We start from the raw sequence: 20,107 nt of genomic DNA on the forward strand, positions 1-20,107 counted from the left end.
GTCCCCGCCCGCGAAGGAGACCTCCTGGTGGCCCCGCCCGTCAGTCCGCTCGACCACCGCTACCGCGGCGAACACCCCGTCCGCACCCTGCTGTACCTCTTCCGTCCCGACCGCGCCCGGCTGGCCGCGGCGGTGGCCGTGTTCTTCGGCAAGCACGCCCCCGTGTGGCTGCTGCCACCGGTCACGGCGAACATCATCGACGTCGTCGTCCAGCACCGGCCGATATCCGAGCTGTGGTGGAACTGCGGCGTCATGCTCGCGGTGCTCGCCCTCAACATGCCCCTGCACCTGCTCTACGTGCACTGGATGCACGGCTCCATCCGCCGCACCGGCCGTCAGCTGCGCACGGCGCTGGTGCAGCAGATGCAGCAGCTGTCGATCGGATTCCACACCCGCACCAGCTCCTCCGTCCTGCACACCAAGGTCATCCGGGACGTGGAGACGCTGGAGACGGGCGTCCAGCAGTCCGCGGACAACGGCCTCACGGCGGCCGCCACACTGACCGGCGGACTGGCCGTGATCGCCGTGATGACCCCGGCGTTCCTGCCGGTGTTCGTGGTGCTGGTGCCGGCCTCCGCGCTGCTGGTGGTCACGCTGCGCTCCCGGCTGCGCGACCGCAACGCCTCGTTCCGGCACTCCGTGGAGCGCCTGTCGTCGACGGTCAGCGAGATGACGACGCTCATCCCGATCACCCGCGCCCACGGGCTGGAGCGCACCGCCCTGCACCGGGTCGACCAGGACCTCGACACCGTGGTACGGGAGGGATCGCGGCTCGACCTGCTCAACGGGCGGTTCGGCTCGCTGTCCTGGATGATCCTCAACGCGCTGGGCATGGGATGCCTGGCGGGTGCCGCGCTCGTCGCCTACTACGGCTGGCTGGACGTCACCCCGGGCGCGGTGGTCATGCTGAGCGCGTACTTCTCCAGCCTCACCGGATCCGTCACCTCGCTGCTGACACTGGCCCCGGTGATCGGCAAGGCGCTGGAGTCCGTCCGTTCGATCGGCGAGGTCCTCCAGGCGCCCGATCTGGAGGAGAACGACGGCAAGGAGCGGGTGGCCCGGGTGGCGGGAGAGTTCCGCTTCGAGGACGTGAGCCTGACCTACGAGGACGCCGAGCGGCCGGCCCTGGAGGGCATCGGTCTCACCGTGCCCGCCGGGCAGACGGTGGCCCTGGTCGGCGGGTCGGGCGCGGGCAAGTCGTCCGTGCTGGGGCTCGTGCTCGGCTTCCACCGGGCAACGGCAGGACGCATCCTGCTGGACGGCCGCGATCTCGACGACCTGGACCTGCGGACGTACCGCCGCTTCGTCTCGGTCGTCCCCCAGGAGTCGATCCTCTTCGAGGGCAGCATCCGGGACAACGTCGCCTACGGCATGCCGGACGTGCCGGAGGACGCGATCCGGCGGGCACTCGCCGACGCCAACGCCGACGAGTTCGTCGACCGGCTGCCCGACGGACTGGACACCGTCGTCGGCGAACGCGGCGCCCGGCTCTCCGGGGGGCAGCGCCAGCGGCTCGCGATCGCCCGCGCGCTGATCCGGGACCCGCGGGTGCTGGTGCTCGACGAGGCGACGTCGGCGCTCGACTCCCGTTCGGAGGCGCTGATCCAGCAGGCGCTGACGCGACTGGTCGCGGGGCGCACGGTCTTCATCGTCGCCCACCGGCTCTCCACGGTGCGGAGCGCCGACCGGATCGTCGTCATGGACCGCGGCCGGATCGTGGAGTCGGGCACCCATACCGAACTGCTGGAGAAGGGCGGGGCGTACGCCGAGCTCCAGAGCACGCAGGTGGCGTGAAGCGCAGCAGCCCGGCGCGGCCCCGGCCACCGGCCGGGCGGTGCGGCCCCGGCCCCGGTCCGCCCGCCCGACGCGCCGGGCCGTGGGCGCGGGGGTGGGTCGCGGGGTGCGCCGTCGTGTGCGTCTTCGTCGTGCGCGTCTTCGTCGTGCGCGTCTTCGTCGTGCGCGTCTTCGTGTGTGTCTTCGTGTGTGTCTTCACGCGCGTCTGCGTGTGCGTCACGGCCGGGGTGGCCGTCGGGACGGACGTCCGCGGGGGAACACGGACGGGGAGCGCGGTGGGCGGGCCCTGCCGGGTCGACGGCTCCCGGCGGGATGTGCGCAGGCGGCGCAGGGCCGCCGTGAGCACGTGGAGCCACGCGGTCACGGCCCCCGGCAACGCCGGGAGGCGGGCGGGCCGCGCCGGGCGGCCGGTCCCCGGCCGGGGGCGAGGTGTCACCGAGGTCCCTTTCGTCCAGGAGTCGTCGTTCCGGGACCGCGATCCGTACCCGGTCCCTGCCCCGTCCCGTCCGGGCGCGTGCGGTGTCGCCGGACACGGCCGTCCACGCCCGGCCGCGCACCCTGGGTGACGGGCGGCAGGCCGGACCGTGTCGGGACGGCCCGGCCCCCCGAGCAAGGGCGGCGGCTCTCCGGAGTGCCCGATGACGCGTGGTCGCTGAACCGGTTAATCGTGAAGCAACGTAGAGTCGCCCTCCCTCTCTGTCAACAGATCGCGCACCACCCCGCCGCCGTCGGAATCCCCTCCACCCGGGCCACGTGAGGCTCGCACCTCGACGGACGGCCACCGGCGGTCAGCGATAGCCGCAGGTGGAGGCTCCGTCGGCCCTCGTCCCCGCTGTCGGAACGGCCCGGACGCGCCCCCCGCCGGACGCCCCGGGAGCCCGTGACCCGTCCGCCCCGGAGAGGGAACGACGGATCAGCCGCGGCCACTCTCCCGGCCATCGCGGACGCCGCCGACGAAACCGGTACGGCTAGGGAAACGCTGCCGACACACCTCTTGACATGTCGGCAACACGAGGTGCCTCATATGAGGGCAACGCCCGGAACGGGCCCGCGTCATGACAGAGCGTCACCCACGCTCCTGACCGGCATCCTTCTCGGGAGGGCCCCCACCAGACCGTGCGGGCGGCGCCGTACACCCCGTCACCACCCGCCCGCGCAGACGACGACAACGCCCTGACAACGTTGTCCCCTCCCTCGCCCCAGCCGCACCCTTCGAGGAGAACGATGAGCCCATCACGCGCACGCCGCCGTCTCGGCGCCCTCGGCACGGCGATGGCCGGCCTGGCCGGCCTTCTGCTGCCGCTGTTCGGCGCCGGCGAGGCCGCGGCCGCCACCGGCATCAAGGTCGACAACGGCCGCGTATACGAGGCCAACGGCAACGAGTTCGTCATGCGGGGCGTCAACCACGCCCACACCTGGTACCCGGACCGCGCCGGCTCCATCGCCGACATCGCCGCCAAGGGTGCCAACACCGTGCGCGTCGTCCTCTCCAGCGGCGACCGCTGGACGAGGACGAGCGCGTCCGAGGTGTCCTCCCTCATCGGCCAGTGCAAGGCGAGCAAGGTCATCTGCGTGCTGGAGGTCCACGACACCACCGGCTACGGCGAGGACGGCGCGGCCGCGACACTGGACCAGGCGGCGAACTACTGGATCGGCGTCAAGAGCGCCCTGGCGGGCCAGGAGAGCTACGTCGTCGTCAACATCGGCAACGAGCCGTACGGCAACACCGACTACGCCGCTTGGACCGGCGCGACGAAGAACGCCATCGTCAAGCTGCGCAACGCCGGTCTCGACCACGCCCTGATGGTCGACGCCCCCAACTGGGGCCAGGACTGGTCGCACACCATGCGCGACAACGCCGCCTCGGTCTTCGCCGCCGACCCCGACCGCAACACCATCTTCTCCATCCACATGTACGGCGTGTACGACACCGCCGCCGAGGTGCAGTCCTACCTGGGACACTTCGTGAACAACCGCCTGCCCGTCGTCATCGGCGAGTTCGGCGACAACCACAGTGACGGCAACCCCGACGAGAACGCCATCATGGCGACCGCCCAGTCCCTCAGGGTGGGCTACCTCGGCTGGTCCTGGAGCGGCAACGGCAGCGGCGTCGAGTACCTCGACATGGTCAACGGCTTCGACGCCGGCTCGCTGACCAGCTGGGGCCGGCGCTTCTTCGACGGCGCCAACGGCATCGCCGCGACCTCCAGGCCCGCCACGGTCTACGGCGGCGGGACGGGCGGCGGGGGCGGCACCGCTCCGAACGGCTACCCGTACTGCGCGAACGGCAGCGCCTCCGACCCCGATGGCGACGGCTGGGGCTGGGAGAGCAGCCGCTCCTGCGTCGTCCGCGGCAGCGCCGCCGACACGGGCTCCACCGGCCCCGGCACCGCCCCGAACGGCTACCCGTACTGCGCGAACGGCAGCGCCTCCGACCCGGACGGCGACGGCTGGGGCTGGGAGAACAGCCGCTCCTGCGTCGTCCGCGGCAGCGCCGCCGACCGCTGACCTGCACGGCTGGACCACAGCGCACCGGGTCCGCCCCGCCACGGGGCGGACCCTTCGCCGGCGCGGGCGGCCCCGGACGGTGCGCGGCGTGTTTGCGCTGGCTGTGGCGCTGTAAAGTCACTGCCGACGAACCGCTGTCCACCCGGGGGGTTACGCGTGAAGCGGCCGACCATCGCGGACATCGCACGCCGGGCCGGCGTCTCCAAGGTGGCCGTCTCCTACGCCCTCAACGACCAGCCGGGCGTGTCCGCAGCGACACGTTCCGCGATCAAGGAGATAGCCGCGGAGATCGGCTGGCGGCCCAACAGCGCAGCCCGCGCGCTCAACGGGGCGCGGGCGCAGGCGGTCGGCCTGGTGGTGCGGCGCCCCGCGTCGACGCTGGGCGCCGAACCGTTCTTCATGGAGTTCATCAGCGGCATCGAGAGCGTGCTCTCCCGCCGGTCGTACGCGCTGATGCTCCAGGTCGTCGACGACCACCGCCAGGAGCTCGACGTGTACCGCAGGTGGTGGGGAGAGCGCCGGGTCGACGGGGTGTTCCTGGTCGACCTGCACGTCGAGGACGTCCGGGTCGCGGAGATCGAGGCCCTGGGTCTGCCGGCGGTCGCCATCGGGCCGCCGGACGTGGCCGGCGGCCTGCCCACCGTCTGGTCCGACGACGGCGAGAGCATCCGCGAGATCGTGCGCTACCTGGCCGCCCTCGGCCACCGGCGGATCGCGCGGGTCGCCGGGACCGCCGCGCTGGCCCACACCGCACTGCGCGACGCCGCGATGGCGGAGGCGTGCGAGGAACTGGGGCTCGGGGCCCCGGTCGTCGTGCACACCGACTACACGGGGGACGAGGGCGCGAGGGCCGCACGGCGGCTGCTGATCTCCCCCGACCGGCCGTCCGCGATGGTCTTCGACAACGACATCATGGCCGTGGCCGCGCTGTCGGTCGCCCAGGAACTGCGCCTGGACGTGCCCGGCGACGTGTCGATCGTCGCCTGGGACGACTCTCAGCTCACGCGGGTCGTGCGGCCCGCGCTCTCGGGCATGTCACGGGACATCCTGGCCTACGGGGCGCGTGCGGCGGAGAGTCTGCTCGCGCTCGTCGCGGGCGCCCCGGTCACCGGGGTGCTCGACGGATGCGCCCGCCTCGTGCCGCGCGCCAGCACGGCCCGGCCCCGCACCTGACCTGCCGTCGGGCGGCGGCGTGCCACCCCGTGCGGTACACCGTCGCGCGCCGTCCGCCCTCCCGCACCGCACCGCACGGCCCGGCCCGGTCCGCGTCGGTGGCACGGCCCGGGTCCGGTCCCGGCGGACGGGTCAGAGGCCGGCGCTCCCGGCCGCCTGAGCCCACTTCTCGCCGAGGCCGTCGAGGTAGCCCTCCCGGCTGCCCTTCCGGGCGCCGCGGGCGATGTCGATCAGCTCCCGCCGGTAGTCGGGCTTGTTCAGACCGATCTCGGCGGCGTCGTCGACCGCGTTGACCTCACCGGTCCTCGCCTCGGACCGCTCCACGAAGGTGACGTCGTGGTCGACGAAGTCCTTGAGCACCGGCGGCATCGGCGCGGACCTGGAGGTGGGGACGGTCCCTTCCTTCTCCGAGTAGCCGGACTCCTCGGTGAACCAGTCGATCCACGCGCGGGCTGCCTGCTTGTGCTCGGAGTGGATGTTCACGGCCTGCTGGTAGTCGGAGACGAGCGTGGCGCAGAATTTCCCGCCCTTCTGCGCGGGGAACGGCATGTAGCCGATGTCGGCGGCGAGTCCGCCCGCGGCGACGGCGGCGTTCTGCATCTGCGTGATCGACCAGGAGCCCAGCATCATGGCGCCGATCTCCCCTTTGGCCAGCAGGTTCTTCGACTCCTCCCAGTTGGTGGAGGTGGGGTCCTTCTCCGCGTAGCCGCCCGCGACGATGTCGTGCAGCAGTGTGTCGACGACATCGAGTTCGCCGTCCTGCTTCCAGGGCGACACCGCGCCGGCCAGCTTGTCGCTCGCCTTGCCGTCGCACGTCACGGAGCCGACGTTGGCCGTCCACTGGGTGAGCGGCCAGCCGTCCTTGAAGTTGGTGTAGTAGGGAGTGGCGTCCGTGGTGTCCTTGATCTTCTGCAGGGCGGCGAGGAACTCCTCGGGCGTCCTCGGCCACTCCTCGATGCCGGCGTCCCGCCAGACGGCCTTGTTGTAGACGAAGCCGTTGGTCGCGCCGAACTGCGCCATCCCGTAGACCTTGCCGTTCACCTCGGTCTTGTCGGTGAAGCGGTACGACTCCGCCAGCTCCGCCGCCGCGCCGAGGGGGGCGAAGAACTTCGGGTAGTCGTTCTTGGCGACGTTGCCCGGGATCATCAGGACGTCACCGTAGTTCTCGGTGTTCATCCGGATCCGGACCTCGCCCTCGTAGTCGGTGATGCCCTCGAACGTCACCTTCACCTGCGGGTGGATCCTGTTGAACTCGGTGGCGTACTCCTCCATGGTCCCGTCCTGCACGAGATCGGTGCGTTGTGTCAGCACGGTGATCTCTCCCACCACGGCGGCGGGGTCCGTCGGCGCGGGGGCGTCGTCTCCGGTGGCGGCCCCACCGCCACCGCATCCCGCCACGGCGACCGTCGTCACCGCGATCAGCACGCCCGTGAGCGCCTTGGTCTTCCCCATGCCCAACTCCTTCGGTGGGATTACGGCTCAGCACTGCGAGGGGGGTGTCGGCACTATGGCGCACACGGGTGAACCGGTAAAGCAGGGCGGGCTGTCGTGATGTCCAATCGTTACCCTGCACATGCCGTCAACTCCCCTGTACGCAAGGAAGGGTGCCCACGGTTGCCAACGGTGCCAGGATGATTTACCGGTTCATCGAATGCGGGGAGTCCTCGCCACCGGAGCACGCCGTGAAGCGGTCGGACCGTCCGGCGACCGGTCAACCCCGTTGCCCGGCGGGCCCGCGGTGCGTACGCTCCTGTCGCCATGAGCCCCGAATCGGACAGAGCCGAGCCGCCGGTCGCCCGGCGGCTTCCCGTCTGACCCGGTCGTAGCGACCGGGTCTTCGGCCGATCCCGCTTCCAGCGACCGGACGCGCCTTCCGCGTGTCCGCGGCGGCTCCGTCCCACGCCTCCGGTGCTCCCGGAGCGGTGCGGCCTGCCGTCGGCACGCGGATGTCCCCGACCGCGCCATCCGATGCCGGAGACGTTCCCTTGCCCGTGTTCCTCCTTGTCCTCGCCCTCGCCGTCTTCGCGCAGGGCACTTCCGAGTTCATGCTGTCGGGCCTGGTGCCCGGCATCGCCGCCGATCTGTCCGTGTCCACGGGCTCCGCCGCGAGCCTGACGTCCGCGTACGCGCTCGGCATGGTGTGCGGCGCGCCGCCGATGGCGGCGCTGAGCGCGCGGTGGCCGCGCCGCCGGGCGCTGGCCCTCTTCCTGTCGGTGTTCGTCGCCGTCCATGTCGTGGGCGCGCTCACCACGAGCTTCCCGCTGCTGTTCGCGACCCGGGTGGCGGCCGCGGTGGCCAACGCGGGATTCCTCGCCGTCGCCATGTCCGTCGCGACCGCCCTGGCCGCCCCGGAGCGGCAGACCAGGGCGACGGCCGTCCTGCTGTCCGGGGTGACCCTGTCGATCGTCGCCGGGGTCCCCGGGGGCGCCCTGCTGGGCACGTGGGCGGGCTGGCGTGCGGTCTTCGTCGCCGTCGCACTGCTCTGCCTGCCCGCGCTGGCGCTCGTGCTGCGCTGCGCGCCCGCCGGTGCCGGTGCCGGTGCCGGTGCCGGAAGCGGTGTGCCAGTCGCCCGTGAGCTGGAGGCGCTGGCGTCACCGCCGGTGCGGCAGGCGCTCCTCCTGGCGGCGGCGGTCAACGGCGCCACCTTCGCCGCCTTCGCCTACCTGGCGGTGATCGCCACCGAGTCCGCCGGTCTGCCCGGCGGTGCGGTGCCCGCGGTGCTCGCCGCCTTCGGCGCAGGCGCCTTCGCCGGGGTGCTCGTCGCGGGCCGGACGGGCGACGGGCGGCTCGGCCGCGGCCTGGTCCTCGCGCTGCTCGCGCTGCCGGCCGGATGGGCGGCCGTGGCGCTGGCCGGCGGCCGTCCGGTGCCGCTGTTCCTCCTGGCCGTGCTCCTGGGCGGTCTGTCGTTCGGCGCCGGGTCGGCGCTGGTGGGCCGTGTCATGCGGGTGGCCTCGCCCCGGGCCCCGGCACTGAGCGGCGCGTTCGCCACCGTGGCGCTGAACTCCGGTGCGGTGGCGGGCCCGCTGCTCGCCGGTCTGGTCACGGGTGCGACGGGCGACGCCCGGGACGCCGCGTGGGTGAGCACGGCGCTGGCGTCGGCGGCGGCGTTGCCTGCCGTCGCCCTGCGGCGGCGCGACGGGCGCCGGGCCCGTGCCGGGGCCGACGCCTGAGGAGACCCGGAGCCGCCGTCCCCCTCCCGGCCGGGAGGGGGACGGCGGCCCGTCAGCGGGCGGGGAAGGCGTCGAGCGCGTCCGCCCACGCCTCGGCCGCCGCGCGCAGGTCGCCGGGGCGGACGCGGACGTCGACCCCGTACTGGTAGATGTCGGGCCGGTCGTCTCCCTGGTGCCACGGCGGCAGCGCCTCCAGCGACAGGTGCACGCGCACCAGGAGCGTGTCGTGCGTCCGTTCGGCGAGGCTGAACGCCAGGACGGGTTCGGTGAACCAGGTGTCCGGTGACATCCAGCCGTCGTCGGGGCCCGTCACCGCAACCGAGCCGTCGGCCGCCCCGCGCAGCCATGCGGTGACCTGGTGCGCCTCGTCGACCAGGAGGGAGGCGTCGGTGAACGTCCAGCTGCCCTCGGGTGTCGTCACGTCGGCGCCGATGACGAGCCAGTTGTCCTCGTAGCGGTTGCCCACGACACCCGGGAACTCGTAGCGCAGGGGGCTCAGCTCGACGCGGTTCTCTCCGCCGTTCAGGATCACCGCCCGAGGATGCCACGTTGTCGGTGGCGTGTGTCAGAGTCGGGGCATGCTCGACATCAAGGTGAGGACAGAGGACGGGAAGCAGCACGTCCGGATGTCCGCGGAGGAACTGGCCGCGCTCGTCCGGCGGATCGGCGGCCGGGGCGACCACTTCCTGGTGATCCAGCGGATACCCGACCTGCCGGACGTCTTCGCCCAGGTGTGGCACAAGGACGGCGAGCAGTGGACGGTCGAGTACCGCGACGGCGCCGCCGACCGGCATTTCCAGGCGATGGCCGACTCCCCGGAGGAGGTGATCGCCGCCCTCACCGGCTGGTCGCGCGGGGAGGAAGGGCCGGAGGGCGATCTGGACTGGTCGCTGCTGGACATGGGCCCCGCCGCCGAGGTGCCGCCGCTCGACCTCGCCGACGACGAACGCGAGCTGCTGGAGAGCCACGTGCGCGCCGTGCTGGTCGCCGGATACGCGGACCGCGCCCGGCTGGCCGAGACGGCCGAGGAGTACCTGGTCACCGCGGACCGCCGGCCGCTGACGCGGGAGCAGGCCGGGGCGCTGGCGGACCGCCTGTGGCTGGAGCGCGTCGCGGAGCAGGCGGATTGGCGGGGTGAGACCGATCCCGAGCGGCTCACCCGCGCGTTCACCGCGCTGGAGGCGGCCGGGATCACCGCCCGCGAGCACTTCACCTGCTGCCGCACCTGCGGCGACGCCGAGATCGGCGAGGAGACCGCCCCCGGCACCCGGGGGTTCGTCTACTTCCACAGCCAGTGCACCGAGTCCGCCGCGGCGGGACACGGGCTGACGCTGCTGTACGGCGCCTTCGACGACGCGGAGGGCGCCACGGCCGCCGTCGGCCACGAGGTGGTGGCCGCGCTCGGCGCCGTCGGCCTGCGCACCGACTGGGACGGGGACCCCCGCCGGGTCATCACCGTCACCCCGCTGGAGTGGCGCCGCCGCCTGGTGGGATGACGCCCGCGGACCCCGGCGGGCGGGCCGGGAGATCGAGCTCCGCGCGGACGGTCTTGCCGACGGGGCCACGGTCGACGACCTCCCAGCGGTCGGCCAGCGCGTCCACGAGCAGCAGTCCGCGCCCCGACTCCGCCAGGGCGTCGGGCACGGGCGGCCGAGCGGAGGGTCTCAGCTCGCCCCGGGCGTCGGACACCTCGATCCGCAGGACCGCGCCGGGGATGCGGGACAGCACCAGCTCGAAGTCCCGCCCGGGGACGCGGCCGTGGGTGACGGCGTTGGCGGCCAGCTCGCCAACGATCAGCGCCGCGGTCCGCGACAGCCCGCTCCGGTGGCCGAGGCCCCAGCGCTCGCACTGGACCTCGGTGAACCGGCGGGCGAGGCGGGCGCCGCGCGGGGTCGAGCTGAAGCGCTGACTGAACACACGTACGGTGACGGCTTCGCCGCCGGTGGTGAGGGGGGAGTTGTTGCTCATGGGACCCCATCCGACCGACCCTCCGGACTCCTTGCCAGCTCACCGACCCGTACGCTGCGTCAGCGTACGAGCGCGCAGAGTGGACGGTACGCGTAACCCGCTGTGACCATGGGCCCGTTGCGTGACGCGATCGGGCGGAGGTGGCCGGGATGTCGGACGAGGGCACGGGCGGCGGCGGGGGCGAACCGGAGGGCTCCGACAGCCTGAAGGCCTTCGGCGAGGTCGTCAAGGCGTTCCGGAGGCGGGCCGGTATGACGCAGGAGCAGTTCGCCCCGGCCGTGCGGTACTCGGTACCGACCGTCGCCTCGATCGAGCAGGGGCGGCGGTTCCCGCCGGCGGATTTCGTGAACCGCGCGGAGGAGGTCCTGGACGCGTTCGGCGCCCTGCGGGGCCCCGCCCGGCACCTGTCCCGCCGCCCCGGGCTGGCCAGTTGGTTCCGCCAGTGGGCACGTCTGGAGGCTGAGGCGGTGTCGCTGGACACGTACGAGTGCAGGCTGATCCCCGGGCTGCTCCAGACGGAGGGCTACGCCCGGACGCTGTTCGTGAACCAGTTGCCGCCGCTGGGCGACGACCAGATCGAGGCGCAGATGGCGGCGCGGCTGGAGCGTCAGCGGCTGCTCACCGGGCGGCCGAACACGGCGTACAGCTTCATCCTGGAGGAGCACCTGTTCCTGCGGCGCACCGGCGGCGCGCGCTTCACGGCGGAGCTGATCGACCATGTCCTGCGCATCGCGGACCTCCGGAACATCGAGATCCAGATCATGCCGCTGGTACGGGAGGCCCACGCCGGGCTGGACGGCCCGATGCAGTTGCTGGAGACTCCGGACAACCGCTGGCTGGCCTACTGCGAGGGGCAGGAGAGCGGTCAGATGGTCACGGACCCCAAGGTCGTCAGCATGCTCAAGATGCGGTATGCCAGGATGCGTTCGCAGGCTCTCACCCCCGAGGACTCCCGGGGCCTGCTGAGGCGGATGCGAGGAGCGGCATGACGACCACCACCGATCTGGCCTGGTTCAAGAGCAGTTGCAGCAGTGGCGACGGGGACTCCTGCGTCGAGGTCGCCCTGAGCTGGCACAAGAGCAGCTACAGCGGCGGCTCCGGCGACTCCTGCGTGGAGGTCGCCACGACGCCTGGGGCAGTGCACGTGCGGGACTCCAAGGTCGCCGAGGGTCCCCGGCTGGACCTCTCCCCCGGCTCGTGGGCCGCGTTCCTCGGCTTCGCCGCCGGGGCGGCGTCCGTCTGAGGACATAGTCGACGACAGGGTGCGCCGCCCCGGACACGCGGGCGGCGCGCCGGCCGCGCGGGGCGGCCCGGGACGGGGCCTGGCGACGGCGGGTGCGTCCGGCGGAGGGGACGCCCTGTGCGCGCGGGCCGTCGGCCGGCGACCCCGACGGCGTCAGCCGGGCAGGAGAGACATGGGCATGCCCTGCCACCTGCCACCATGCCCCGGCGTGGCGATCGGTACAGCGATCGAGCGATCAGGAACCGAGGAGGATCGGACGCGACGTCCACTCAGCCCAGGAAGAGCCCTGTCGGCCGACACTTCTTCTCGGCGACGTCGAAGTAGGCCATCGTGTCGCTGGAGTCGCTCTCCTCGGTGTGGATGATGATCTGGGTGTCCGCAGGGAAACCCCCCTGGCCCTCCCGCTCCTGGACATGGGACGCGACGGTGCCGCATACGGCCGTTCCACGACGGCGCGCATCCTCGCCGGGACTCCATGACGTGAACACCGAGACGATGCCATCGTGGACCATGACCTCGACGAAGTCCTCGCGCCACCCGGAGCCGTACTTCTCCGCCAGGGCCGCTTCCACGCCCTTCTCCGCATCCCGGTACTCCGCGTCGTGAGTGACGTGCGGCCAGGCCCCGTCGTCCACGGGCGACGAAGACGCCGTGGCGGCGGCCCCAGGCTTGTCGTCCGGGCGTGGCTCGGATGCGCTACAGGCGACCGCCGCCCACGCCAGTGTCAGACAGAGGGCAGCGCCGACGCCGCGTCGCACGACGCCCTGCCTCCTCGCACTCCGCAGTGCGCGCCCTCGCCGTGCCCGCTGGTGCGACAAGATGACCTCCACTGTGCTCCGGGTGATGAGTTCTCGCCGACAAGCACAGCCGGAAACGGGGACCCTCTTCGGCTGATCCGGGAGGCACGGCCCTCCGGCCCCGCCGTTCGAACATACGTGCTTGATCAGCACCGCATTCTCCGGATGCCGGAACCTCGACGCAAGCCCGGCCCCCGCGCGGTGACGCGGCGGGCGCCCGGCCGGACTGTCAGCCAGGCGTGATGACAGTGTGGCCACCCGCCACACGCAGAAGGTCCGACTTCCCCGCGTCCTCGCTTCCGGCCACAGCCGTGTACACGAGCAGGCGCAGGTCCGTGCCGGGGACGAGGAGGACGTCGCTGTCGCGCCGCACACGACGGCCGCCTGCCGCACAGCCCACTCGACGAGCAGGCTCGCCACCATCCACCTCGTCCACAAGTACGCGCGACGGCTGCCGTCCGGAGTCGACGCGCGGCTGTCGGCGTTCGCGTTCACGCCCCACACGGAGGTGCGGGAGCCGGCGGAGATCGCACCCGCGAGTTGTCCGGCTCCCTTCCTGCTAACTTCTACATGTCTGTAGAGTTCACCGTGCCGGGCCGCACCCTCCTGCGGCCCGGTACCTGCCGAGGGGAGCGCTCATGGCCCTGTGGGACCGCCTCAAGGAGTCCGCGTCGACGATGCAGACCCAGCTCGTGGCGAAGAGGAACGACCTGAGGAGCGGCGCCTTCCGCGACGCGTCGATGGCGATGTGCGCACTGGTGGCCGCCGCCGACGGGGTGCTGGACCCGGCGGAGCGGCAGCGGGTCGCCCAGCTCATCGGCGCGAACGAGGTCCTGCAGAACTTCCCCGCCGACGACCTGCGCCGCCGCTTCGAGGAGAACCTCGACAAGCTGGCCGCCGACTTCGCCTTCGGCAAGGTCAGCGTGTTGCAGGAGGTCGCCAAGGCGAAGAAGAAGCCCGCCGAGGCGCGGGCCGTGATCCAGATCGGGATCGTCATCGGCGGCGCGGACGGGGACTTCGACAAGGACGAGCAGGCGGTCGTGCGCGAGGCGTGCTTCACGCTCGGCCTCGCGCCGCACGAGTTCGACCTGTAGGGCCGCTCAGACCCCTGCGCCCATCCCCCGGGCCCGCTTCCCCCGACGATATGTGCGCACGAGCGAGACTCCCCCGGGGATCACGAGCAGCAGACCGCACAGCAGGGTGACGGCCGCTTCCCCGAACAGGACGACGAGCAGCAGTCCGCAGACGGTGTACAGGATGCCGAGCGGTGCGATCGCCGACTCCTGCGGGGCGGCAGGCCCGTCCACCGGGGGCAGCCGCGACCCCTCGTGGGGAGCGGCCGCCCGCCAGGGGCCGCCGGGCACGTCGGAGCGTCTGTGGCCGTCGGTGTCGGTGTCGCCGCTCGAAGCGGTGGTGGATGTCCCCCCGGTTCTCATGACCCTGCGGATGCCCCCGATCCGCAAACTGATTCCCGTGTCCGCTCCACTGATTTCCCGCCTCGTCGCAGAACATCCGGGCACCGTGCATCCGGACGCGGCGCGGCGCCCCGCTCGGTTCGAGCGGGGCGCCGCGCACGGGTTGTCCCTCGCAGTACGGGAAGGGGCCGAGGGAGCGATGCCCTGAGAGTCCGAGGAACGCTAGGAACGCCGGGAACGCGACCGGAACCGCAGGGCTGCCGCCGAGCCTGCTGTCAGTACGCAGCCCACGGCCATGATCCAGACTCCCGCACCCATCCCTGCCAGCAGCGCCACGAGACCGATCAGGACCAGTGCGGCACTGCCCGCGACGGCGATCCACAGGCCCACGGAGGTGACCGCCGATCCCACTGCCGGATCGTCCCGCCCCAGCATCTCCCCACCGTCCGGACTGGATGTCATCGTCTGATCTCCTCTACCGTAGCGAGTCGTTCATCGCGCCTGCCGTCACGCTGCTGACGGTGTCGGCAGCGATCGCACAGCCGGCTGTCGCCAGCGGAATGGCCCATACCTGGCCGGAGGCCGTCGCCATCGTGCCGGTGCCGGCAACACAGAGCCCGCCGAACACGGCGCCCGCCGCGATGCCCACGGCCTGGGAGATGAGCGCGGTCGGGTCATCCCGGTTCTGCCAGATCTCGGCCGCGTCCTTGAGGCCGAACGCGGCGTCCACCACCGTGCCGAAGCTGAGGGTGCCCTGGGGGTCGATGCGGTTGACCGGGTCGCCCTCGGCGTAGAGGTAGGGGTTCTTCTCCTGGCCGGAGGGGTCGGGGCTGGTGAAGCGGCCGATGTTGGGGTCGTAGTAGCGGGCCGCGAAGTGGTAGAGCCCGGTCGGGTCCTGGTGGCCGCCGGCGAACCGGTAGGGCTGGGAGACCTGCTCGGAGGACGACCGCTGGACACCGCGGGGGCTGTAGGAGTAGCTGTTGACCTTGGTGCCGGACTCGTCGGCGAGCCCGACGACCGAACCGAGCGCGTCGGTCAGGTAGTAGTAGGACTTCCCCCCGGTGGTCATGGAGTTGAGGGTGCCCCCGGGCTCCCGGTTGAATCCCGTGTCCACTCCGCCGGTGCTCTGCGCCGACAGCCCGAGCGGGCCGTTGTGGAAGAAGGTGTCGCCGAGCTTGATCCGCTCGCTCTGATCGGTCGAACCGTACTGACCCGCGTACGTCCTGCCGCCCACGGTGACCGAGGTCAGCTGGGAGTGGTCGGACCACTTCGCCGCCGTCCGGGCGCCCTCCGGGGTGGAGGCGCCGGCGGTCTCGTTGCCGAGCTTGTCGTAGGACCAGCCCGTCGTGGAGCCGTTCTTCGCGGTGATCTGCTGGGCGTCGTTGACGGTGTAGGTGGTGCCGCGCGGGCAGCCCTGTTCGACACCCTGCGAGGTGAGGTTGCCGGCCAGGTCGTAGCAGTACTGCCACGAGGAGGTGAGGGTCGTGCCCTTCTCCTCCTTGGCGTAGGAGAAGCGCCCGGCGCTGTCGTAGGTGTAGCTGGTCTTCAGCCCCGCGACCGCGTCGGTGCTGGTGCGGATCTTGGCACCGTCCTTGCCCGCGTTGCTGTAGGTGTAGGCGAGGTCGACCAGGGTGCCCTTGGGCGAGGTGGCCTTGATCTGCTCGGGCCGGTTGGACTCGTCCAGGGTGACCTTCTGGACCGTGCCGCCGGGGTAGGTGGTCGTGGTGCGGGCGTCGTTGTTGTCGTAGGCGTAGGTCGTGGTCCTGCCCGTCGGGTCCTTCAGGTGGGTGAGGTTGTTGACCTTGTCCCAGGTGTAGTCGGTGACGCCGGCCGGGTCCTCGTAGGTGTCGACGTTGCCCGCGGGGGTGTACGTCAGCCGGGTCTGCGAGCCGTTCTGCAGGGTGCGCACCGTCTCGCGGGACAGCGGGTCGAAGGCGTAGCCGATGACGCCGGTGCCGTCGGAGCGCTGGGTGAGGTTGCCGTCGCCGTCCCAGGAGTAGGTGACGGTGGCGTAGCCGGAGGTGTCGACCTTCACCACGCGGTCGCGCTCGTCGTACTCGTAGAGCGTGGTCACACCCCGGCCGTCCTTGACGGTGGCCGGGCGGCCGAGGTCGTCGTAGGTGTAGGTGGTGACGCCGAGCGGGGAGGGCGGGGTGACCTTGGTCAGGTTGCCCTTCGCGTCGTAGGTGAAGGCGGTGGAGACCGACTTCGTGGAGCTCATCTTCGTCGTCGCCTTGCAGCGCTGGCCCTCGAAGCCGCCGCAGGTCGGGGTGGCGGGGTTGTGGTCGAAGGTCTGCGTGCCGCCGCCGGTGCCGGTGACGGCGACCGAGGTGGTGTTGCCGGCCGCGTCGTAGGTGAAGTCGGTCTTCTCGCCGTCCATGGACGTCATCGAGCCGGGCAGGTCGGCCCCGGAGAGGGTCTGGTAGCCCGTCAGGGAGGCGGTCGCACCGGTCGGGAGCTGCGCCGATGTCGGGTTGGAGCGCGCGTCCCAGCCGTAGGCGGTGACGTTGCCGCCGACCCCGCCGGTGCCCATGGCGTCGGTCGCGGTCTCCACGTTGTTGTTGGCGTCGTAGGACTTCGACCGCACATGCCCGAGCGCGTCCGTCACCTTGGTGATCCGGCCTTCGCCGTCGTGCTCGTGCTTCGTCGCGTGGCCCTCGGGGTTCGTCACCGTGGTCGTGCCGGCCTCCCACGGGTAGGTGGCGGAGTGCGCGTAGGTGAACGTCGGGCCCGTGTGCCCGGAGCCGCCCAGGGCCGTGGCCCGCAGCATCGAGGTGACGCGGCCCTGGTCGTCGTAGGTGAAGACGGTGACCCGGCCCTCGGGCGTGGTCACCTTGGTGACCCGGCCGTCGGCGTCGTAGCCGTACTGGGTGGTCTTGCCCTCGGTGTCGGCCGTCCGCGTCAGGTTCCCGTCCGCGTCGAGGTCGAACACCGCGGTACGGCCCGTGTGGTCCTTGGCCTGCCACTGATTCGGATACGTCTTCACCAGGTCCACCCACCGGCCCGAGCGGGTCTCGGTGACCTTGAACCCCTTGTGCTCACCGGTCTCGTCGTGCTGGTCGACGGTGACCGCGCCCTTGTTCCGGTCCGTGACCTTCGTCAGCGTGCCGTTCGCGTCGTAGGTGTCCTTCAGACCCGACTTGCGGTCGGTCAGCGTGTACGTGCCGTCCGCGTTCTTCTTCAGGTCCTTGGCATAGCCCTTGGGCGTGGTGAACGAGCCGTCCGCGTTCTTCCCGAACCGTACGGACGCGCCCGTGGCGTCGTAGAAGACGACCGTGTCCGTGTAGAGGGTGCTCAGATACCGTTCGTACTCCTGCCACCACGGGTCGGACACCTTGCCGAACGGACCGCTGAGCGAGTTGTAGGTGCGCGCCAGGCGCAGCGACTTCCCGACACCGGCGATCTCGAAATCGGTCGCGGCGAGCATCAGGTTGCCGTTGGAGAGATTGATCCGGGCGACCAGGCTGTCGGTGATCCGCACATCGGACAACTGGTGCCAGGGCACGGCCCCTTGCCCCTCCGGGACCCATGACAGGACCCCGGCGGCGGAACGCGCCGCCGTGTCGGCACCGCCCGCTCCGCGCTTCTCCTGCTGGGCGCGCCAGGCGGCCTCCGCCTGCGACGCGGCGCGGGCCCGCTCGTTGGCGACCGGCTTGGTGACACCCACCTTCACGGGCGGGACCGTCAGCGGCTCGGCCGCCCGGCCCCACGCCGAACTCGCACCCGGGCTGGCTGGGTTCGCGGCGATCGCGGGCAGTGCTCCCGCACCCAGCGCGAGCGCGGCGACCACCGCGGTGAAAGAGGTTCTTGCGGACATGCGGGCACGCCGAAGAGACGTGCCCGAAGCACGCGGATGCATACGCTTCCCCCCACGAGAAGACTTGTCACGGCAGCCACAGCGGCCACCGGAGCCCCACACGCTGCCACAACTTCTTCACGAACCGCGGGGGCCTGCCCGCGAAAACGTCGAACACACGGACGACAATCGGCCGACTTGGGCGCACCGCTCGCCGGGCGGGGACAGCAGTGGGGAGCGGGCTGTCCCGCCGGCCCCGCCCTCGCGACAGGTCCGCAGCATGGCCGAAAACAGCGCCGGGATGCCCTGCCCGGACGGGCTCGCACGGCCGTCGCGACGCAGCCCGGCGTCAGGCGGGCGACGCGGCCCGGAGGACGAGGAACAGCGTGACGGCCGAGTTCGCCGAGGACAGCGCCGAGGCCGTGGTGCCCACCGCGGCACCCCAGGCGGCCAGGCCCGCGGTCGTGGAGACGGGTGGCCAGATCCGGGCGGAGGGCGCCGGTTCCAGCAGGGCGGCCACCCGGCGCGGGACGGGGCCCCCGGCGAAGCCGGCGAGCGCCGGGCCGGGCGTCCCGGCGGAGAGCAGGGCCGCCTTGCCGACCGCCCTCGCCACGACGCGGCGGCTGCCGACGGCCACCGCGGCCTCCTCGTCGGCCCACCGCTCCGCGGTGCAGGTCACGGCGGTGCGCAGCGGCCGCAGGAACGGATTGGCCCGGGCGGCCAGTTGCACGGCCAGCAGCAGCCGGTGGTGACGTCCCGTCAGGTGGGCGCGCTCGTGGGCGAAAAGGGCCCGGCGTTCGGCGGGTTCCAGGACGGACAGCATGCCCGTGGTGACCACCACCCGTCCGCTCCGGCGGCCGGTGCCGGGCAGGGCGTAGGCGTACGGGGAGCTGTCGGACAGCACCGCGACCGCCCGGCCCCTCAGCGGCTTCAGGGCGCGCGCGGAGCGGCGGCGCACCTGTCGGTGACGCACGGCGGTCCCGGCGCAGGAGACGAGGACCGCGAGCAGAGCCGGGATCGCGGCCGGGCCGGCGATCTCGTCGTACGGGAGCGCCGCCCGCACCTCCGGGTCCGACCAGGCGTCCGGGAGCGGGTTGCCGGGCAGCTGGGCCGTGCCCACCACCACGAGGAGGGCCAGGCACAGGGTGCTGCACGCCGCGAGCACCGCGGCGACCCACGTCAGCAGCCGGGTGGCCGGGCGGGGGTGCAGGTGCTGTTCCGCGAGGCGCGCGATGGGCCAGGCGGTCAGGGGCAGGACGAGTGGCAGGAAGACGAAGACCCCCATGCCGTCAGCGCCCCCCGTCGTCCTCGTCGCCGGGCAGCGGGGCGCCGGCCGTCCGGCGTCCGTCCTCCTCGCCGGGCAGCGGGGCGCCGGCCGTCCGGCGTCCCCCCTCCTCGCCGGTCCGGGCCAGCAGGCCGCGCAGCAGTTCCTCGTCCCCGGGCGCGAGGCCGGTGACGAAACTGGCGAGCACGGCCTCGCGGTCGGTCTCCCCCTCCAGCACCTTGCGCATCCGCAGGGCGGCGAGGCCCGCTTCGTCGGCGGTGGCCGTCCAGGCGAACGACCGGCCCGCGCGCTCCCGGGTGACGGCGCCCTTGGCCCGGAGGCGGGTGAGGATGGTGATCACGGTGGTGTAGGCGAGGGTGCCGCCGAGCCGGTCCTGCACCCAGGCGGTGTTGACCGGCCCCGGCGCCTGCCGCAGGGCGGCGAGCACCTGGATCTCCAGTTCCCCCTGGCGGCGCCGCCGGGGCCCCGCGGCCGTTCCGTCGTCATCGTGGTCCGCCATGCCGTGCCCCTCCCGCCGGTGCGCCGCCCGGCACGGCGTGCGCCGGAGCCGGCTCATCGTACTGAGTGCGCGGGTGCCCGCGGCGGACCAGGTCGGACGGCCGGCCGCGGCATGCGCTCACGGCGCACCCGCGCATGGCGCCGACCGGCTCCGTGAGCGCGCCGGCGCTGGTCTGCTCGTGAAAGGGCCGGGGCTGGTCGGCTCGTGAGAGGGCCGGGGCGGACGACCGCGTCCGTCGGCGGGCACCCGCGCACTCAGTACGATGAGCCGGCTCCGGCGCACGCCGTGCCGGGCGGCGCACCGGCGGGAGGGGCACGGCATGGCGGACCACGATGACGACGGAACGGCCGCGGGGCCCCGGCGGCGCCGCCAGGGGGAACTGGAGATCCAGGTGCTCGCCGCCCTGCGGCAGGCGCCGGGGCCGGTCAACACCGCCTGGGTGCAGGACCGGCTCGGCGG

General features: G+C 72.5%; 18 protein-coding genes and 1 pseudogene. 10 read left to right on the forward strand and 9 right to left on the reverse strand.

The window, feature by feature from the left end; genetic code table 11:
• Positions 1-24 precede the first annotated feature (24 nt).
• From EAO77_RS31185 to EAO77_RS31195, 3 genes are all read left to right on the forward strand, one after another.
• Positions 25-1,794 (forward strand): ABC transporter ATP-binding protein, encoded by a 1,770-nt coding sequence (locus EAO77_RS31185; protein WP_187283499.1) that lies wholly within the window; start codon positions 25-27, stop codon positions 1,792-1,794.
• A 1,224-nt stretch (positions 1,795-3,018) separates the two neighbouring features.
• Positions 3,019-4,302 (forward strand): cellulase family glycosylhydrolase, encoded by a 1,284-nt coding sequence (locus EAO77_RS31190; protein WP_147991678.1) that lies wholly within the window; start codon positions 3,019-3,021, stop codon positions 4,300-4,302.
• A gap of 156 nt (positions 4,303-4,458) precedes the next feature.
• Positions 4,459-5,475: a LacI family DNA-binding transcriptional regulator gene (locus EAO77_RS31195; protein ID WP_147991679.1), complete on the forward strand. Its 1,017-nt coding sequence runs from the start codon at positions 4,459-4,461 to the stop codon at positions 5,473-5,475.
• A gap of 132 nt (positions 5,476-5,607) precedes the next feature.
• On the opposite strand, the gene EAO77_RS31200 is transcribed toward EAO77_RS31195, so the two are convergent.
• Positions 5,608-6,927: an ABC transporter substrate-binding protein gene (locus EAO77_RS31200; protein ID WP_147991680.1), complete on the reverse strand. Its 1,320-nt coding sequence runs from the start codon at positions 6,925-6,927 to the stop codon at positions 5,608-5,610.
• 539 nt (positions 6,928-7,466) lie between these two features.
• Between EAO77_RS31200 and EAO77_RS31205 the strand changes: the two genes are divergently transcribed.
• Positions 7,467-8,645, forward strand: a complete 1,179-nt coding sequence (locus EAO77_RS31205; protein WP_261994221.1) for a Cmx/CmrA family chloramphenicol efflux MFS transporter — start codon at positions 7,467-7,469, stop codon at positions 8,643-8,645.
• Between the two features lie 52 nt (positions 8,646-8,697).
• Here EAO77_RS31205 and EAO77_RS31210 read toward each other — a convergent pair whose 3' ends face one another.
• Complete coding sequence (locus tag EAO77_RS31210; RefSeq protein WP_147991682.1) at positions 8,698-9,177, reverse strand: hypothetical protein; 480 nt, start codon at positions 9,175-9,177, stop codon at positions 8,698-8,700.
• 46 nt (positions 9,178-9,223) lie between these two features.
• On the opposite strand from EAO77_RS31210, the gene EAO77_RS31215 reads away from it, so the two are divergent.
• Positions 9,224-10,141 carry a DUF6891 domain-containing protein gene (locus tag EAO77_RS31215; RefSeq protein WP_147991683.1) on the forward strand — a complete coding sequence of 306 codons (918 nt, stop codon included), beginning with the start codon at positions 9,224-9,226 and terminating at the stop codon, positions 10,139-10,141.
• Here EAO77_RS31215 and EAO77_RS31220 read toward each other — a convergent pair.
• Positions 10,104-10,613, reverse strand: coding sequence for an ATP-binding protein (locus EAO77_RS31220; protein ID WP_147991684.1), 510 nt, complete (start codon positions 10,611-10,613; stop codon positions 10,104-10,106). The genes EAO77_RS31215 and EAO77_RS31220 overlap by 38 nt on opposite strands.
• 149 nt (positions 10,614-10,762) lie before the next feature.
• Between EAO77_RS31220 and EAO77_RS31225 the strand changes: the two genes are divergently transcribed.
• Both EAO77_RS31225 and EAO77_RS31230 read left to right on the forward strand, forming a co-directional pair.
• Positions 10,763-11,602 (forward strand): helix-turn-helix transcriptional regulator, encoded by an 840-nt coding sequence (locus EAO77_RS31225; protein WP_147991685.1) that lies wholly within the window; start codon positions 10,763-10,765, stop codon positions 11,600-11,602.
• Positions 11,599-11,856 carry a DUF397 domain-containing protein gene (locus tag EAO77_RS31230; protein ID WP_147991686.1) on the forward strand — a complete coding sequence of 86 codons (258 nt, stop codon included), beginning with the start codon at positions 11,599-11,601 and terminating at the stop codon, positions 11,854-11,856. Before EAO77_RS31225 ends, EAO77_RS31230 begins: the two co-directional genes overlap by 4 nt.
• A 269-nt stretch (positions 11,857-12,125) precedes the next feature.
• On the opposite strand, the gene EAO77_RS31235 is transcribed toward EAO77_RS31230, so the two are convergent.
• Positions 12,126-12,614 carry a hypothetical protein gene (locus EAO77_RS31235; protein WP_147991687.1) on the reverse strand — a complete coding sequence of 163 codons (489 nt, stop codon included), beginning with the start codon at positions 12,612-12,614 and terminating at the stop codon, positions 12,126-12,128.
• 289 nt (positions 12,615-12,903) lie between these two features.
• Between EAO77_RS31235 and EAO77_RS41110 the strand changes: the two genes are divergently transcribed.
• Entirely contained in the window at positions 12,904-13,233 is a 330-nt protein-coding gene (locus tag EAO77_RS41110; RefSeq protein ID WP_222723717.1) for a hypothetical protein, read from the forward strand.
• Between the two features lie 58 nt (positions 13,234-13,291).
• Entirely contained in the window at positions 13,292-13,747 is a 456-nt protein-coding gene (locus tag EAO77_RS31250; protein ID WP_147991688.1) for a tellurite resistance TerB family protein, read from the forward strand.
• 6 nt (positions 13,748-13,753) lie between these two features.
• Here EAO77_RS31250 and EAO77_RS31255 read toward each other — a convergent pair whose 3' ends face one another.
• From EAO77_RS31255 to EAO77_RS31275, 5 genes are all read right to left on the reverse strand, one after another.
• Positions 13,754-14,089, reverse strand: a complete 336-nt coding sequence (locus tag EAO77_RS31255; protein WP_147991689.1) for a hypothetical protein — start codon at positions 14,087-14,089, stop codon at positions 13,754-13,756.
• Positions 14,090-14,290: 201 nt separating this feature from the next.
• Complete coding sequence (locus tag EAO77_RS31260) at positions 14,291-14,530, reverse strand: hypothetical protein (RefSeq protein ID WP_147991690.1); 240 nt, start codon at positions 14,528-14,530, stop codon at positions 14,291-14,293.
• A gap of 13 nt (positions 14,531-14,543) precedes the next feature.
• Positions 14,544-17,885, reverse strand: coding sequence for an RHS repeat-associated core domain-containing protein (locus EAO77_RS31265; protein ID WP_147991691.1), 3,342 nt, complete (start codon positions 17,883-17,885; stop codon positions 14,544-14,546).
• A gap of 328 nt (positions 17,886-18,213) precedes the next feature.
• Positions 18,214-19,149 (reverse strand): M56 family metallopeptidase, encoded by a 936-nt coding sequence (locus EAO77_RS31270; protein ID WP_147991692.1) that lies wholly within the window; start codon positions 19,147-19,149, stop codon positions 18,214-18,216.
• A gap of 4 nt (positions 19,150-19,153) precedes the next feature.
• On the reverse strand, positions 19,154-19,648 hold the full coding sequence (locus EAO77_RS31275) for a BlaI/MecI/CopY family transcriptional regulator (RefSeq protein ID WP_147991693.1): 495 nt from the start codon (positions 19,646-19,648) through the stop codon (positions 19,154-19,156).
• A 319-nt stretch (positions 19,649-19,967) separates the two neighbouring features.
• Here EAO77_RS31275 and EAO77_RS40575 point away from each other — a divergent pair.
• Positions 19,968-20,107, forward strand: a pseudogene (locus tag EAO77_RS40575) (BlaI/MecI/CopY family transcriptional regulator); the annotation flags it as partial.

It is taken from the genome of Streptomyces sp. T39 (genome assembly GCF_008042045.1).
Taxonomy (GTDB): Bacteria; Actinomycetota; Actinomycetes; order Streptomycetales; family Streptomycetaceae; genus Streptomyces.

Excerpts from the sequence above, each read along its gene's own strand:
- EAO77_RS31190 (WP_147991678.1), top strand. The coding sequence starts at position 3,019 with ATGAGCCCATCACGCGCACGCCGCCGTCTCGGCGCCCTCGGCACGGCG.
- EAO77_RS31200 (WP_147991680.1), bottom strand. The coding sequence starts at position 6,927 with ATGGGGAAGACCAAGGCGCTCACGGGCGTGCTGATCGCGGTGACGACG.
- EAO77_RS31215 (WP_147991683.1), top strand. The coding sequence starts at position 9,224 with ATGCTCGACATCAAGGTGAGGACAGAGGACGGGAAGCAGCACGTCCGG.
- EAO77_RS31220 (WP_147991684.1), bottom strand. The coding sequence starts at position 10,613 with ATGAGCAACAACTCCCCCCTCACCACCGGCGGCGAAGCCGTCACCGTA.
- EAO77_RS31225 (WP_147991685.1), top strand. The coding sequence starts at position 10,763 with ATGTCGGACGAGGGCACGGGCGGCGGCGGGGGCGAACCGGAGGGCTCC.
- EAO77_RS31230 (WP_147991686.1), top strand. The coding sequence starts at position 11,599 with ATGACGACCACCACCGATCTGGCCTGGTTCAAGAGCAGTTGCAGCAGT.
- EAO77_RS31250 (WP_147991688.1), top strand. The coding sequence starts at position 13,292 with ATGGCCCTGTGGGACCGCCTCAAGGAGTCCGCGTCGACGATGCAGACC.
- EAO77_RS31255 (WP_147991689.1), bottom strand. The coding sequence starts at position 14,089 with ATGAGAACCGGGGGGACATCCACCACCGCTTCGAGCGGCGACACCGAC.
- EAO77_RS31260 (WP_147991690.1), bottom strand. The coding sequence starts at position 14,530 with ATGACATCCAGTCCGGACGGTGGGGAGATGCTGGGGCGGGACGATCCG.
- EAO77_RS31265 (WP_147991691.1), bottom strand. The coding sequence starts at position 17,885 with ATGTCCGCAAGAACCTCTTTCACCGCGGTGGTCGCCGCGCTCGCGCTG.
- EAO77_RS31270 (WP_147991692.1), bottom strand. The coding sequence starts at position 19,149 with ATGGGGGTCTTCGTCTTCCTGCCACTCGTCCTGCCCCTGACCGCCTGG.
- EAO77_RS31275 (WP_147991693.1), bottom strand. The coding sequence starts at position 19,648 with ATGGCGGACCACGATGACGACGGAACGGCCGCGGGGCCCCGGCGGCGC.